At 72.0% G+C, this 15,120-nt stretch carries 15 protein-coding genes; 8 read left to right on the top strand and 7 right to left on the bottom strand.

Annotated features, from left to right (window positions below; translation table 11 throughout):
* Positions 1-65 precede the first annotated feature (65 nt).
* A complete protein-coding gene (locus ACZ6QO_RS34670; RefSeq protein ID WP_465857197.1) occupies positions 66-641 on the top strand; it encodes a gamma carbonic anhydrase family protein in 576 nt (191 codons plus the stop codon).
* 51 nt (positions 642-692) lie between these two features.
* Positions 693-2,045 (top strand): hypothetical protein, encoded by a 1,353-nt coding sequence (locus ACZ6QO_RS34665; protein ID WP_465857195.1) that lies wholly within the window; start codon positions 693-695, stop codon positions 2,043-2,045.
* A gap of 508 nt (positions 2,046-2,553) precedes the next feature.
* Here ACZ6QO_RS34665 and ACZ6QO_RS34660 read toward each other — a convergent pair.
* The 6 genes from ACZ6QO_RS34660 to ACZ6QO_RS34635 all read right to left on the bottom strand — a co-directional run bounded on the left by ACZ6QO_RS34660 (position 2,554) and on the right by ACZ6QO_RS34635 (position 8,795).
* Positions 2,554-2,835 carry a metal-sensitive transcriptional regulator gene (locus tag ACZ6QO_RS34660; protein WP_465857193.1) on the bottom strand — a complete coding sequence of 94 codons (282 nt, stop codon included), beginning with the start codon at positions 2,833-2,835 and terminating at the stop codon, positions 2,554-2,556.
* Positions 2,836-2,876: 41 nt separating this feature from the next.
* Positions 2,877-3,959 carry a glycosyltransferase gene (locus ACZ6QO_RS34655; protein WP_465857191.1) on the bottom strand — a complete coding sequence of 361 codons (1,083 nt, stop codon included), beginning with the start codon at positions 3,957-3,959 and terminating at the stop codon, positions 2,877-2,879.
* Positions 3,956-4,777, bottom strand: a complete 822-nt coding sequence (locus ACZ6QO_RS34650) for a hypothetical protein (RefSeq protein ID WP_465857189.1) — start codon at positions 4,775-4,777, stop codon at positions 3,956-3,958. Before ACZ6QO_RS34650 ends, ACZ6QO_RS34655 begins: the two co-directional genes overlap by 4 nt.
* 137 nt (positions 4,778-4,914) lie before the next feature.
* Positions 4,915-7,062: a (Fe-S)-binding protein gene (locus ACZ6QO_RS34645; protein WP_465857187.1), complete on the bottom strand. Its 2,148-nt coding sequence runs from the start codon at positions 7,060-7,062 to the stop codon at positions 4,915-4,917.
* Between the two features lie 178 nt (positions 7,063-7,240).
* Complete coding sequence (locus tag ACZ6QO_RS34640) at positions 7,241-7,909, bottom strand: TetR/AcrR family transcriptional regulator (protein WP_465857185.1); 669 nt, start codon at positions 7,907-7,909, stop codon at positions 7,241-7,243.
* A 70-nt stretch (positions 7,910-7,979) separates the two neighbouring features.
* Positions 7,980-8,795 (bottom strand): sugar phosphate isomerase/epimerase family protein, encoded by an 816-nt coding sequence (locus ACZ6QO_RS34635; RefSeq protein WP_465857183.1) that lies wholly within the window; start codon positions 8,793-8,795, stop codon positions 7,980-7,982.
* Between the two features lie 106 nt (positions 8,796-8,901).
* On the opposite strand from ACZ6QO_RS34635, the gene ACZ6QO_RS34630 reads away from it, so the two are divergent.
* From ACZ6QO_RS34630 to disA, 5 genes are all read left to right on the top strand, one after another.
* Positions 8,902-9,600 (top strand): class I SAM-dependent methyltransferase, encoded by a 699-nt coding sequence (locus ACZ6QO_RS34630; protein WP_465857182.1) that lies wholly within the window; start codon positions 8,902-8,904, stop codon positions 9,598-9,600.
* A 157-nt stretch (positions 9,601-9,757) separates the two neighbouring features.
* Positions 9,758-10,141 (top strand): MerR family transcriptional regulator, encoded by a 384-nt coding sequence (locus ACZ6QO_RS34625; protein WP_465857180.1) that lies wholly within the window; start codon positions 9,758-9,760, stop codon positions 10,139-10,141.
* Entirely contained in the window at positions 10,138-10,452 is a 315-nt protein-coding gene (gene trxA / locus ACZ6QO_RS34620; protein ID WP_465857178.1) for a thioredoxin, read from the top strand. The genes ACZ6QO_RS34625 and trxA overlap by 4 nt, the downstream gene beginning before the upstream one ends.
* A gap of 85 nt (positions 10,453-10,537) precedes the next feature.
* On the top strand, positions 10,538-11,965 hold the full coding sequence (gene radA / locus ACZ6QO_RS34615) for a DNA repair protein RadA (RefSeq protein WP_465857176.1): 1,428 nt from the start codon (positions 10,538-10,540) through the stop codon (positions 11,963-11,965).
* Positions 11,966-12,032: 67 nt separating this feature from the next.
* The gene (gene disA, locus ACZ6QO_RS34610; protein WP_465857174.1) at positions 12,033-13,109 is read left to right on the top strand and encodes a DNA integrity scanning diadenylate cyclase DisA; all 1,077 of its coding nucleotides are present in this window, start codon (positions 12,033-12,035) and stop codon (positions 13,107-13,109) included.
* Between the two features lie 53 nt (positions 13,110-13,162).
* Here disA and ACZ6QO_RS34605 read toward each other — a convergent pair whose 3' ends face one another.
* The gene (locus ACZ6QO_RS34605; protein ID WP_465857173.1) at positions 13,163-13,861 is read right to left on the bottom strand and encodes a hypothetical protein; all 699 of its coding nucleotides are present in this window, start codon (positions 13,859-13,861) and stop codon (positions 13,163-13,165) included.
* A gap of 366 nt (positions 13,862-14,227) precedes the next feature.
* Between ACZ6QO_RS34605 and ACZ6QO_RS34600 the strand changes: the two genes are divergently transcribed.
* Positions 14,228-15,094: an HhH-GPD family protein gene (locus ACZ6QO_RS34600; protein WP_465857171.1), complete on the top strand. Its 867-nt coding sequence runs from the start codon at positions 14,228-14,230 to the stop codon at positions 15,092-15,094.
* Positions 15,095-15,120 lie beyond the last annotated feature (26 nt).

The following is a 15,120-nucleotide window of genomic DNA, read 5'->3' as shown; positions in this document are numbered from 1 at the left end:
CGGATGAGCCCCTGCCGCGAGTAAGGGCGGAAACCGGAGGAGTGCCACGTGAGATCATCTTTGACATGAGCGAGCGCCCCTTCTCCGGCCCGGGAACATCCCCGGCCTCGCCCTACATCGCGGCGCTCGGCGACGCCGCCCCCGTCGTCCATCCCGAGGCGTACGTGGCCCCGACGGCCGTCGTGGTGGGCCGCGTGCGGCTCGGGCGCGGCACGAGCGTCTGGTACGGCTCGGTGCTGCGCGGCGACGACGAGGCCATCGAGGTCGGCGACGAGTGCAACGTCCAAGACCTCTGCTGCCTGCACGCCGACCCTGGGCTGCCCGCCGTCCTCGCGGACCGCGTGAGCCTCGGCCACCGCGCCGTCGTGCACGGGGCGCGGGTCGAGAGCGGGGCGCTGATCGGCATCGGCGCGGTCGTGCTGAACGGCGCGACGATCGGCGCGGGCTCGCTCGTCGCGGCGGGCTGCGTGGTCACGCCGGGCAAGAGCATCCCCGCCGGGGTGCTGGTGGCCGGGGTGCCGGGAAAGGTCGTGCGCGAGCTGACCGACGCCGACCGGGCGACGTTCGCCCGCACGCCGGACAACTACATGGCCAAGGCCGCCCGCCACCGCGCCGCCGCTCCGCCGCCTTCCGGCGCCTGAACGCGGGGCCGCGGGCCTGGTCCCAGGTCCTCGTGACCTGCCCCCAGTAGCATGGCGGCCGTGCAGTGGGACCCTTTCGAGGCGATCGAGCGGGATGTCCGCGCCATGGTCGCCGACCCGCGCTGGGCGGACGTCCCCGCACCCACGCAGGCGCAGGCGATGGCGGCCCGCCTGCTGCGCACCCGTGACGGCGGCTGCTGGCTGTTCGGCGCGCGCGCCCGCTGGCACCGGCACGACCCGGACGAAGGGCTGTGGCACCTGTCGGCGCCTCCCGCCGCACCCCTGGCCCGCGCCGCCGCGCGGCCGGCCCAGCCCGCACCGCCGGTCCCTGAGGAGCTGCTGCCGTCGGTCGCCGACCTGGCCTTCGACCGCGGCTCCACACAGGCCTTCGTCGGCCCGGACGTGCCCCGCGACCTGACCGAGCGCGTCAGGACGCTGCTGGGCGTCGCCTGCGCGACCAGGGAGGAGGAGCCGGCCTTCGCCACCGGGCCGCTGCGCGAGCTGTTCCACCCGGACGTCACCGCGCCGGTGGCCGCCATGTGGGGGACCGTCATGTGGTGCGCGTACGCTCCGGCGTTCGACGGCAACGAGGTGCTGCTGTCCATGTTCGGGGAGTTCCTGTCCCGCCCGCTGCCGGGGGACGACTGGGTGCGCTGGCTGCCTCCCCTGCCGCTGTCCGCGCTGACCGCCCTGTACACCGAGCGGCTCGCGCGCGGCGCGGGCGCCGCGGTGCGCGTGGCCGGGCATGTCACCGACACCGCGCGCGTGCTGCTCGCCGACCCCAGGTTCGCTCCCCGCGCCGCCGCGCTGCTGGCGATGGTCGAGCCGCTGCGGGCGCGGCCGTGGCTGGACCACCCGGCCCAGGACGCCGAGACGGCGCGGCGGGCGTGGCTGGCGCGCTGCCCGCCGCACCTGGAAGGCGCGCTGGTGGCCGAGCGCTCGCCCGGCGAGCACTTCCGGCACGTGCTGTACGACCTGGTGGAGGCGCTGTCGTTCTCGTGCTCCCATGGGGCCGACCCGCGGGCGGTGGCCGCCTCGCTGCTCGCGGCCGACGTCCAGGCCGTGGCGCCTGCCGTGGCGCCACTGCTCCACAAATGGCTCGACCCCGAGTCGCGGCGGGCCTACCACGTGGCGCTCACCGATCCGGCTCATCCGCTGCGGGGCTGCTGGCCGCGCGACGGCGAGCCGCCGGCCGCGTTGCGGCCGCCCGACCGGGCCTCGGCCGCGGCTCTGCTGGGCGCGGGTTACGCGACGGGGCTGGCCTGGTGCCGCCTGACGGGGACGGCGCCGCCGCCGCGCGGCTTCCCCACGTCCTCGGCGACGGTGACCTGCTTGATCCACGAGCGCGACGACCCGGCGCCCGCCGTCCCAGCGACCTCAGCGGAATGGATACGCCACTCCTGATCCAACCGGCCCGCCCTAAACGGTTTATGAGGTTATTTCATGCTTACCCCGCGTATATCATTCCCCGCCCCCTGATCTGCGGGTTTGACGGAATTGTGATCTCGGAACGGGGAAATGGTTCCACGGGGACACGAGAGGGTCCGGCGAATGGTCCTGATGGGCCATGTCGTCGAAAGCCACCCGGTCGTAACCTCGAAGAGGGTGTGGGCTGCGGAAGGAAGGACGACGCGGTGGGGCACGATTATCTGGACTCACGAGTCCATGACCGTGTCGCGTTGGACGAGATCGCGCTCTACGCGGAGGTGCTCAGCGCCGTCGCTGTCAGCGAGCGAGAGCTGACGTTGGATGAGCTCGACAACGCGCTCGGGTTGCGAACTTCGGTGAGCCACTGAAGTAGCTTGCAGAACTGGTCCCGGACTCCCCTGGGGTTCGGGACGGTTTTGTGACAGGCGCTCCCCGTTGCTCCCGATGGACTAGTCCGCCCGGGCCGGACGTCCGCCGCCGGCCGCTACGAGCGCACTAGCCTCGCTATGGCCGCCGAGGCCTCCTTGACCTTCTCCTCGGCCTCGGGCCCGCCGGCGTTGATGGCGTCCTTCACGCAGTGCCCGATGTGGTCCTCCAGCAACCCCAGCGCCACCGCCTGCAGGGCGCGCGTGGCGGCCGACACCTGCGTGAGGACGTCGATGCAGTAGGAATCCTCCTCGACCATGCGCTGCAACCCGCGGATCTGACCTTCGATGCGCCGCAGCCTGGTCAGATAGGCCTGCTTGTCCCCGCTGTAACCATGCATACCGTCCACGATACCTGCTCAGGGTATGCGCGCCGTGGCGCTCAGGCGCGGGGCCGCAGGCCCTCCACCAGCGTCTCCCAGCGGGCGGCGATGACGGGCGCGGCGTGCCCGGCGGCCGACTCCCTCGCCCCCGCCGCGAGCACCATGCGACGGCGCTCGTCGTCGATCAGCGCCAGCAGCGCCGAGGCGTACGCGCCGATCTCGCCCTCGCCCGCGGGCACCAGCACGCTGTCGCGGCCCGGCGTCACGAACTCGCCGAACCCCCGGGCGCCGTCGAAGCCGACCACGGGGACGCCGCACGCGAGCGCCTCGATCACCGTCATGCCCGGCGTCTCGGTGTGGGAGGTCACCGCCACGATGGACGCCTTGGCGAACTCCCCCTGCAGGTCGGGCGTGGTGCCCATGAAGTACACGTTGTTGTGCAGGTTCAGCTCGCCGACCAGCGCGCGCAGCCGCTTCTCCTCGGGGCCGCCGCCGTACAGGCGCAGCCGCCAGTCGGGGCGCTTGTCGGCCACGATGGCGAAGGCCCGGATGAGCCGGTCGAACGCCTTGCCCGGCAGCCACCGCCCGCCCGCCGACACGACGCGGTTGTCCATACGCGAACGCGGCCAGGGCGCGGGCGGCAGCGCGTCGGGCACCACGAGCACCGGCGGGTCGCAGGCGCCGTCCAGCAGGCGGGTCATCTCCGCCCCGGTCGCCTCGGTGGAGGCCACCACCGCGTCCAGCTTGGGGTAGAAGCGCCGGACCGGCGCGGGCACGGCCGGACGGCTCCACTCGCGGGCGATGCGCACGGTCTCGCGCGGCACATGCCGGGCGGCCTGGACGCTGAGGCCCGGCCTGGTGGTCACCAGCACCTCCGCGCGCAGGGTGCGCAGGGTGCGCCAGAGCGTCACGTCGGTGCGCATCTGCCCGCGCGGCAGCAGATGGCGTACGCCGGGGCGCGCGTCGACCAGCCAGCGCAGCGAGATGCGCGGGTCCACCGGGAAGAACGGCGCCTCGCGCACCCTGCGGACGCTGATGATCTCGACCTCGTGCCGGGCGGCCAGCTCGGTGGCGAGGTTGAGCACGGCCCGCGTGTCGCCGCGCATGCCGTACGCGGAGGGGACCAGGAAGCAGATCTTCATCCGCCCACCTCGAGACGGAGCTCGTCGTCCACCGTGTAGCACGGCCGGACCGGCACGCCGTCGACGCTGGTATCGGGATAGTGCACGCGGCGGCGCTTGCCGTCGACGTCGTCGATGCGCCCCCCGAGGGGGATGGGCTCCGCCAGCCCGTCCACCTCCAGGGACGGCGTCCACAGCCCTTCGTACTCCGGCGTCGCGGCGATCACGTCGCACAGCGACAGCGCGGCGTGGAAGCGCACGCCCTGGACGGTGGCCGCGGCGGTCACCGCCGTCTCGGGGCCCGAGGTGCTGCGCAGCGCCAGACGGGCCGTGCGGTGGGCGTCGTCGTCGTCGAAGCCGGTGTAGGCCAGCAGCCCCGTGACCTCGAAACGGCCCTCGCGGAACCACACCGCCCGCACGTCGGCCACCGGCTCGGCCGGGGAGATCTTCAGCGCCAGGTAGCCGTTGAGGGTGCGGTAGGCGCGATAGGCCAGGGTGCGGCGGCTCAGCGCGTAGGCGTCCAGCCGGTCGAGGGAGAACCCCGGGTCGACGCAATGCATGCGGGTGCGGCCGCCCGGATCGTCGCCGGCGGGACGTCCGTCGTGTTCGAGGTAGGCGTCCCACCGGCCGGGGGCCAGCTCCAGCGGCGTCAGCGACACCGCGACCGAGGCGTCGCGCGCCTCGGCTCCCGGCGTGCCGAGCACCACTTTGGCCTCGGCGCCCGTGCCCCGCTGGCGGAGGACGAGCCGCGTGCCGTCGGCGAGGGGCTGCTCGATGGAGAGGCGGAGCGAGAGGACGTCGGCCAAGGTGACCTCTGCATCGGTAACGACAACGCGCACCGCGCACCCTCCCCGTCGATCGAGCCCCGCGTTGAGGTTACCGTGATTTCCCCGTTATGTGGAGAAAGGTTTCCGGGCCCTGCCCATCACCCCACGGGCAGGGCCGTTCCCGCGCATGAGCAGGCCGTTCCCGCGGCTCACGCCTTGACCGGCCGCCCCTTCACGGAGGTGATCAGCAACTGTGCGACGTCCACGACCTCCAGCGACTCCTTGGCCTGGCCGCCGTTCTTCTTCTCGTTGATGGCGTCACCCAGCATGACCAGGCAGAACGGGCAGGCGGTCGAGACGGTGTCGGGATCGGTGGTCAGCGCCTCGTCCACCCTCTCGGTGTTGATGCGCTTGCCGATGCGCTCTTCCATCCACATGCGCGCGCCGCCCGCGCCGCAGCAGAAGCCGCGGTCCTTGCAGCGGTGCATCTCCTGGGTCTGGACGCCGGGCACCTTGGCCATGATGTCGCGCGGCTGGGCGTACACCTTGTTGTGGCGGCCGAGGAAGCACGGGTCGTGGTAGGTGATCTTCTCCTCGATGGGTGTGATCGGGGTGAGCCTGCCCTCCTCGACCAGCTTGGCGAGCAGCTGGGTGTGGTGGACGACCTCGAAGGTGCCGCCGAGCTGCGGGTACTCGTTCGCCAGGGTGTTGAAGCAGTGCGGGCAGGTGGCGACGATCTTCTTGACCCCGGCCTCGTTCAGCGTCTCGATGTTCTGCTGGGCGAGCATGTTGAACAGGAACTCCATGCCCAGCCGCCGGGCCGGGTCGCCCGAGCAGGCCTCCATCGGGCCGAGCACGCCGAACTTCACCCCGGCGATGTGCAGCAGTTCGGCGACCGCCTTGGTGGTCTTCTTCGCGCGGTCCTCCAGCGCTCCGGCGCAACCGACCCAGAAGAGGTATTCGAGATCGTCGGGAACCTTCTCGTCGATGACCTGGACCTCGATCGGGTCGACCTCGCGGGAGGCGAGCTCCTCGATCCACTCGGCGCGCTTCATCTCGGAGACGCCCCACGGGTTCCCCTTGTTCTCGAGGTTCTTGAGCATGACGCCCGCCTCGGAGGGGAAGCTCGACTCGATCATGACCTGGTAGCGCCGCATGTCCATGATGTGGTCGATGTGCTCGATGTCCACCGGGCACTGCTCGACGCACGCGCCACAGTTGGTGCACGACCACAGCACGTCGGGGTGGATGACGCCGTCCTCGCCGACCAGCGGCTTGCCGGCCAGCGCCAGGACGTCCTCGGGCAGGTCGGCGCGCTCCTCCTCGGTGGCGAGCAGGTACGGCGCGATGGCCATGGCGTGGTCGCGCTGGTCGAGGATCAGCATCTTGGGCGAGAGCGGCTTGTCGGTGTTCCACGCCGGGCACTGCGACTGGCAGCGGCCGCACTCGGTGCAGGTGTAGAAGTCGAGGAAGCCCTTCCAGCTGGTGTCCTCGATCTTGCCGCGGCCGAAGACGTCGGTGTCGGGGTCGGCCTCCTCGAAGTCCAGCACCTTGCCGTTGCTGCGCATCTCGGGCACCGCGCCGAGGCCGTCGGGGCGGCGGGAGAAGGCCACGTTCAGCGGCGCGGTGAAGATGTGCAGGTGCTTGGAGTTCACCACGATGACCAGGAACACCAGCATGACGCCGATGTGCAGCAGCAGGCCGGCCTTCTCCAGCGCCTCGTTGGCGGACTCGCCGAGCGGGCGCAGCAGTGCCGCGGCGGCGTCGGAGGCGAAGGCGCCTGAGCGGTAGGGGAAGTTGCCGGTGTTGATCGCCGCGCCGCGGAACAGGAACAGCGACCAGATCACGTTGAAGATCATGAAGAGGATCAGCCACGCGCCGCCCAGGTGGGAGCCGGAGAACCGCGAGTCGCGGCCGAGCTTCTTCGGCGAGTTCTTGACGCGGATGGCCGCGAACAGCGCCAGGCCGGCGAGACAGGCGACGGCGATGAGGTCCTGGAGGAAGCCCAGCACGGACCAGGTGCCGACCAGCGGGATGTGGAAGTCCGGCGTGCCGGTCACCGCGCCCTGGATCAGCGCCCCGTACGCCTCCAGGTAGACCGTGGCCAGGATGACGAATGCCCAGAAGACCACGAAGTGGGCGACGCCCGACGGCGTCCACTTCAGCAGCTTCTTCTGGGCGAACACCTCGACGAGCTGCGCCCTGATCTCGGCGCCGAGGTTCTCCTTGGCGTACCGCACCCGCTCAGGAGCGGGCTGGCCGCTGGTGGCGAGGCTGTACAGCCAGCGCACGCGGCGGCCTGCGAGCGTCACCGCCACGGCGGTCATCGCCAGCCCGATGATCGCTACAAGGAGCACGGGTCCTCCAAACTATGGCGTCGGCTGCCCAGCGTAGACATACCAGTCGTCCAGCATGACGGCCTGGCCACCCGAATGATACTCGCCGGTAACTTAACCGGCGGCACACGGGGGGCGGCCGTCTTCGTGGAACCCGATATTAGAACAATGCTCTGGAAAAAGCTCTGCCGATCGCCGGTCAGTCGCCGCCCAGGTAACGCTGGATCGTCGGGGCCACGATCGCCACCAGTTCATCGATCTCAGCGGAAGCCAGCGGTTCCAACCGGAGGACATACCGCATCATGACCACGCCAAACATCTGGGCGAACGCCACCTCCATGCGCACCGGGGAGATGCCGAGCCCCTCCACCACCCGGTTGAAGACCGCCATCGTGAAGAACTCGCGGATCATCACGGCGGCCTGCTCGTTGGTCATCGCACTGCGCACCAGCGCGATGATCGGCTCGCGGTCGTCCGCGGAGGCCGTCATGGTCAGCAGGAAGCGGACCACGCGCTCGCCGATCTCGGCGCGCGGGCCTTCGAGGATGAGCGGGATCGCCTGCGCCGGGTCGACCGGCAGCCGCATCGCCTCGACGAAGATGCCTTCCTTGGTGTCGAAGTAGTGGTGGACCAGGGCGGGGTCGACCGCGGCCTCCCGGGCGATGCCCCTGATCGTCGCCTTGTCGAAGCCCTTCTCCGCGAAGATCTTGCGCGCCGCGGCGACGATCTGCCCCTTGGTGTCCGCCGACCCGCGCCGGCGGCCCGGCCGCCGCCCGCCGGGCGCCGCGCTCGGCGGGCCTGCCTCGTGCGCCGCGCCCACCGCTCCGCCCTCCGTCCCCTCCGTCCCCGCCGTGCCCGTCGTGCTCACCGCGGCCCCTTCCGCCAGGCCGTCACCGGGTGGACGTGGCCGGGCGCCATCGCTCATGGCGTCCGCCGGATCATGTCGTCGAGGAGGCGGCGAAGTGCAGCCGGGCGAAGGCCAGCCCCTCGGCCAGATCGTCGATGCGCTCGGTGCGACCGGCGGCCTTGCGGGTGTTGATCTCAAGGACGATGAGACCGCCGTACCCGGCGGTGGCGAGGCGTTCGAGGATGCGCGCGCAGGGCTGGGCGCCCCTGCCCGGCACCAGGTGCTCGTCCTTGTTGGTGGTGCCCACGCCGTCGGCCAGGTGCAGGTGCGCCAGACGGTCGCCGAGCTTCTCTGCCATCTCCAGCGCGTCGGAGCCGGAGACCGCGGTGTGCGACAGGTCGAGTGTGACCTGCGGGTAGTCCTGGTCGACCGGGTCCCACCCCGGGGAGTAGGGGACGACCTCGGCGCCGCGGGCGCGCAGCGGGAACATGTTCTCCACCGCGAACACCACGTCGGTCTCGTCGCGGATGCGCGCGAGGCCGGTCTCGAAGTCGCGGGCATAGTCGCGCTGCCAGCGGAACGGCGGGTGGACCACGACCGTGCGCGCGCCGAGGCGCTCGGCGGCCTTCTGCGCCCGCACGAGCTTGGCCCACGGGTCGCGGCCCCACACCCGCTGGGTGACGAGCAGGCACGGGGCGTGCACCGCCAGCACCGGGATCTGGTAGTGGTCGATGAGCCGTTCGAGCACGTCGATGTCCTGGCTCACCGGGTCGGCGCCCACCATGACCTCCACACCGTCGTACCCCAGGCGCGCGGCCAGCTCGAAGGCGTCCGGGGTGCGCTCCGGATACACCGACGCGGTGGACAGGGCGATCTTGGCGTTAGGGACTCGGATGACGTCGGTCACATCTGCCAGCCTAAGGCGGGTCACGGCCAGGTGGCGCTCCGCAACCCGCGATGGAAGCAGGATCACATCGGCCCGAGCGGCATCCTGCCTGGTCTACGGTGTCTGCATGGCGCGGATCGTCGAGGGGGCCATACCGAGCCCGAACATCTGGAACTCCCCCCGCACCTATGAGCTGGAGAACCGCGCCGTCGACCCCGAGGGGGCCGTGGACGCCGCGATCTCGGCCATCCGGCCGTGGACGGGCGCGGTCGTCCTGGACATCGGCTGCGGCACCGGCTACCACCTGCCCTCCTACGCCGCCACCGCCCGCGAGGTCATCGGCGTGGAGCCGCACTCGGGCCTGGCGGCGCTGGCGGCCGAGCGCTGCCGGGGCCTGCGGCGCGTCTCGGTCCGCACGGCCACCGCCCAGGCCCTGCCGGTGCCCGACGCCTCCGTCGACGTGGCGGTGGCGCGGTGGGCGTACTTCTTCGGCCCCGGGTGCGAGCCGGGGCTGCGCGAGCTCTCCCGGGTCGTCCGGCGCGGCGGCGCCGCGTTCGTGGTCGACCTGGACGCGACGCGCGGGGCGTTCGGCGACTGGTTCAGCCGCACGGTGCCGTCGTACTCCGCGGCGGACGTGGAGGCCTTCTGGTCGCGTCAGGGCTGGCGGCGCGACGAGCTCGACCTGCGCATGGTCTTCACCTCCCGCGCCGACCTGGAGGCCGTCCTGCGCATCGAGTTCGCCCCGGCCGTCGCCGAGGAGGCCATCGCGCGCATCCCGGGGCTGGAGCTCGACTACCCCAACGTCCTGCGCTGGCGCCTCTACTGACCCGCTCGCCGCTCTCCTTCCCCCTGGCGGACGGCGGCCCGGTCTTCTTCCCCCTCTCGGACGGCGTTGGGCGCCGCGTCCGGGCGGTCCGGGACGCGAAGGCTTGACCTTGACGTTGACGTCAAGGGTTAGCGTGAGCGCGGATCAGGGAGGGCCCATGCGCATCGGAGAGCTGGCGAGGCAGGCGGGGGTGAGCACGCGGGCGCTGCGCTACTACGAGCAGCAGGGGCTGCTTCCGGCCCGCCGCTCGACCAACGGCTACCGGGACTACGACGAGTCCGACCTCAAGCTCGTCACCGAGATCCGCTCGCTGCTGACCGTGGGCTTCACTCTGGAGGACGCCCGCCCGTTCGTGGAGTGCCTGCGGGCCGGCCACGAGTCGGGCGACGCATGCCCGGAGTCCGTCGAGGTCTACCGGCGCAAGCTCGCCGAGATAGACGGCCAGATCCGCACCTTGCTGGAACGCCGCGCCGAGGTGGCGGCACAGCTCGCCGAGGCGTGCCCGGGATGCGAACTGAGAACCGGAGGAACGAAACGATGATCACACTGACCGCGGAGAACTTCGACGAGCAGGTCCTGCGCAGCGACAAGCCGGTGCTGGTGGACTTCTGGACCGAGTGGTGCCCGCCGTGCCGCATGGTGGCCCCGGTGCTGGAGGAGATCGCCGATGAGTACGGCGAGCGGCTCACCGTGGCCAAGCTGAACGCCGAGGACTACCCCGAGATCGCGTCCCGCTATGGGGTGATGGGCTTTCCGACCCTGAACCTCTACCGGGACGGCGAGGTCGTGCGCCAGGTCATCGGCGCCAAGCCCAAGCGCATGCTGCTCGCCGACCTGGAAGGCCAGTTCTGACCGATCTTGTTCTGACCGGCGGCGTGCGACTCGTCGGCACGGGAGCCGGTGAAGTTTGTCGGTCCGGGCCGATAGCGTGCCCCGCATGACCAAGACGCAGAAGGCCGGCTACCGCTGCACCGAATGCGGCTGGCGCACCACCAAGTGGGTGGGCCGGTGCGGTGAGTGCCAGTCCTGGGGCACGGTCGACGAAGAGGGCGCGCGCGCCGGCGTCCACGTCGTCCAGGGCGGGGCGGTCACCGCGCCCGCCCTGCCGATCGGCCAGGTCAAGGCCGAGTTCGCCCGTGCGCGCACCACCGGCGTCGGCGAGCTCGACCGCGTGCTCGGGGGCGGCCTGGTCCCCGGCGCCGTCGTCCTGCTGGCCGGAGAGCCCGGCATCGGCAAGTCCACCCTGCTGCTGGAGGCCGCGGCCAGCACCGCCCGCCACGAGACGGTGCTCTACGTCACCGGCGAAGAGTCCACCGCCCAGGTGCGCATGCGCGCCGACCGCATCGGCGCCATCCAGGAGCATCTCTACCTGGCGGCAGAGACCGACCTCGCGGCCCTGGTGAGCCACGTCGAGAAGGTCCAGCCGCGGCTGCTCATCGTCGACTCCGTGCAGACCATCGGCTCGTCCCAGGCGACCGGCGTGCCCGGCGGCGTCACCCAGGTGCGCGAGGTCACCGGCAACCTCGTCCGGCTGGCCAAAGAGCGCGGCATGTCCACGGTGCTGGTCGGCCACGTCACCAAGGACGGCTCGATCGCCGGCCCTCGCGTGCTAGAGCACCTGGTCGACGTCGTGCTGCACTTCGAGGGGGACCGCCACTCCCGGCTGCGCATGGTCCGCTGCATCAAGAACCGCTTCGGCCCCACCGACGAGGTCGGCTGCTTCGACCTCGACGAGGCCGGCATCCGCGGCCTGCCCGACCCGAGCGGGCTGTTCGTGTCGCGGCGTTCCGAGCCGGTCCCCGGCACCTGCGTCACCGTGACCGTCGAGGGCACCCGCCCGCTGCCCGCCGAGGTGCAGGCGCTGGTCGGCCCCACCGAGGCCCAGCAGCCCCGCCGGTCGTCCTCCGGCCTCGACCCGTTCCGCGTCACGATGATCCTGGCGGTGCTCGAACGCCGGCTGAACGCCAGGCTGAGCGGCTGCGACGTGTTCACCGCGACGGTCGGCGGCATCCGGCTGAACGACCCGGCGGTCGATCTGGCCGTGATGCTCGCGGTCGCGAGCGCCGCGGGCGACCGTCCGCTGCCGCCCGGCCTGGTCGTGCTCGGCGAGGTGGGCCTGGCCGGCGAGCTGCGCCCGGTGAGAGACATCCGGCGGCGGGTCGCCGAGGCGGCCCGCCTGGGGTTCACCCACGCGCTGGTCCCCGCGGGGTCCCTCGACCGTGACGCCCCGGCCATCTCGGACGCGAAGGAGGCCCTGCGCCCGGTGCCCGTCTCGCGGTCCCCCATCCGCACGACGGCCTTCTCCCAAGGTTTCGACGTCACCGAGGCCGAGAACGTATGGGACGCCCTCACCCACGTAACCTGAACGGTGTCCGGGTACGGCCACCGCTTCGCCGGTAAACTGGGCGACGTCAGCGACCAGCGGGGGCCATGTGGCAAACACCAACAAGGGGATCGACGAACAGCGAAGATCGACCCTTGCCATGCTCGCTCCGGGCACCGAGCTGCGTGACGGCCTGGAGCGCATTCTGCGCGGGCACACCGGCGGGCTGATCGTCCTCGGCCACGACGCGAAGGTCGAGGAGGTCTGCACAGGCGGTTTCACGCTCGACGTCGAGTTCTCCGCGACGCGTCTGCGCGAGCTGGCCAAGATGGACGGCGCCATCGTGCTCGACCGCGCCGGCAAGAAGATTCTGCGCGCGGCGGTCCACCTCGTCCCCGACTCCTCGCTGCCCACCAACGAGTCGGGCACCCGCCACCGCACCGCCCAGCGGGTGGCCCGCCAGACCGGCTACCCGGTCATCTCGATCAGCAAGTCCATGCGCATCATCGCCCTCTACCTCGACGGCGTCCGCTACGTCATGGAGGAGTCCGCGGCGATCCTGTCGAAGGCCAACCAGGCGCTGGCCACGCTCGAGCGCTACAAGATGCGCCTGGACGAGGTGTCCGGCACGCTGTCGGCCCTGGAGATCGAAGATCTTGTCACCGTGCGCGACGTCGCCGCGGTCGTCCAGCGGCTGGAGATGGTGCGGCGCATCGCCGGCGAGATCGAGGGGTACGTCGTCGAGCTCGGCATCGACGGGCGGCTGCTGTCCCTCCAGCTCGCCGAGCTGGTCGGCGGCGTCGAAGAGGACCGCGACCTGATCATGCGCGACTACCTGCCCGCCGGGCCGGGCAAGGTCGGCGAGTCACTGGCGGAGCTCGACCTGCTGTCCCCCTCCGACCTGCTCGATCTGACGGCCGTCGCCCACGTGCTCGGCCACGCCGGCTCGGAGGCTCTGGAGAGCCCGGTGAGCCCGCGAGGGTTCCGTCTGCTGGCCAAGGTGCCACGGCTGCCCGTCAGCGTCGTAGACCGGCTCGTGGACCATTTCGGCGGCCTTCAGAAGCTCCTGGCGGCCAGCACCGACGACCTGCAGTCGGTGGGCGGCGTCGGCGAGTCGCGGGCGCGCAGCGTACGCGAGGGCCTGTCCCGCCTGGCCGAGGCCTCCATACTGGAACGCTACGTCTGACCCTCTCAGGCGGCGGCTGAAACCCGACTGGACCGCGTGGAACGGGCGCTCGCTCAGCGGAGGTGGAAGACGACCTTCGGGCTCTTCAAGCCGCCCAGCCGCGCCGTCGCGACGTAGGTGCCGTCGCGGGCCTCGGGGCGGGCCGCGCGGCAGTCGGGCGCCGACCGGCGCCGATCCCAGTCGAGCATGCGCACGTGCGGCACCCCGCGCGCGAGGCGCCGGACATCGGAGCCCTCGCCGCTCACGCAGTCGGCGGTCGACCACACGCGGTCGGCGCCGGAGGTGATGCGCACCTCGATCGCCCGCGGCCCGACGTCCACGGTGCAGTCGACCCGGCCGATGTTGACGACGGTGAGCAGGAATTTGGGCGTGCGCCCCGCCGGGTAGACCTCGGCCCGGCCGCGCAGGCTGACCACCAGATCGGCCTTCTCGCACCGGTCGCCGGGCCGGTGGGCATGATGCGCGCCCGCGGAGGGTCTGCGCGGCGCCGAGGCGTGCCCGGGCCCCGCCGGCGTACTCGCGGAAGGCGTCGGCGTGGGCAACGCCGTCGTGTTCGGAGGCAGGCCCGGCGCCTTGGACCCCACGCTCGCCGGTCGCGGGGAGACGTCGTCGGAACCCCCTGAGGCGCTGGAGCAGGCCCACGCGATCACGGCCACGACCACCAGCGCGCCGGTGAGCACCGACACCCGGCGGCGCCAGTAGACCTCGGGCCCCTCGACACCGACGTCGCCACGGAACGTGTCCGGATCCATACAGTCAGTATGGTGTTTCCAAACCCGCATGTGGGTAACGACCCGCCGACAGCGCGGTCCCCGTCACCTCCCACTTCCCGCCAATCCCGGCATAACCCTCTGGCTGTGCGCCACCACAGCCGAGCAGAACGGGCGCCCAGCCGGCGCCGCCGTCCCGAACCCGCCGCCTCAGTGCCCACCGTCCCGGCCCGCCGTCCCGGCCCGCGGTCCCGGCCCGCCATCCCAGCCCGCCATCCCAGCCCGCCATCCCAGCCCGCCATCCCAGCCCGCCATCCCAGCCCGCCATCCCAGCCCGCCGTCCCAGCCCGCCGTCTCAGCTCTCCCTCTCAGCCCGCCGTCCGCCCGAGGGCCGTTAGGCTCGACGCCGTGGCCACCGGACTTCACGCCCCGATCCTCGACTGGTACGCCGAGAACGCCAGAGACCTCCCCTGGCGGCGACCCGACGCAGGCCCGTGGGCGATCCTGGTGAGCGAGATCATGCTGCAGCAGACGCCCGTCGTGCGTGTCCTGCCGGTGTGGGCCGAATGGATGCGACGCTGGCCCACGCCCGAGGCTCTGGCCGCCGAACCGCCCGGAGAGGCCGTACGCCACTGGGGACGCCTCGGATATCCGCGCCGCGCGCTCAACCTGCACGCCTGCGCCCGTGCCATCACCTCGGAGCACGGCGGACGGGTGCCCGCGGACTACGAGGAGCTGCGCCGGCTGCCCGGCATCGGCGACTACACCGCCGCCGCGGTCGCCAGCTTCGCGTTCGGCCGCAGTCACGCCGTGCTGGACACCAACGTGCGGCGGGTGCTGGCCCGGGCGGTGCGCGGTGAGGAGTACCCGCCGAAGGCGACCACGGCGGCCGAGCGCAGGCTGGCCGAGTCGCTGCTGCCCCCGCTGGACGCCCCGCGCTGGGCGGTGGCCGTCATGGAGCTCGGCGCGCTGGTCTGCACGGCGCGCGCGCCACGGTGCGCCGACTGCCCGGTCGCCGCCGACTGCGCCTGGCGCCTGGCGGGCCGACCGGCCTACGAGGGCCCCGAGCGCCGCGGCCAGACCTACGCCGGCACCGACCGTCAGTGCCGGGGACGCCTGCTCGCGGTCCTGCGGGAAGCGCACGGCGCGGTGCCCAAGGCGGCGCTGGACGCCGTCTGGGACGATGCCGTACAGCGCGAACGAGCCCTGGACGCCCTGATCGCCGACGGCCTCGCCGAGCCCCTCCCCGACGCCACCTACCGCCTCCCCACCTGACCATCCCACGACGGCCACATCAGGGG

Source organism: Sphaerisporangium sp. NPDC049457 (assembly GCF_055586705.1).
The sequence above is the reverse complement of the archived record's forward strand: the minus strand, read 5'-3'. Positions and strand labels throughout refer to the sequence as shown.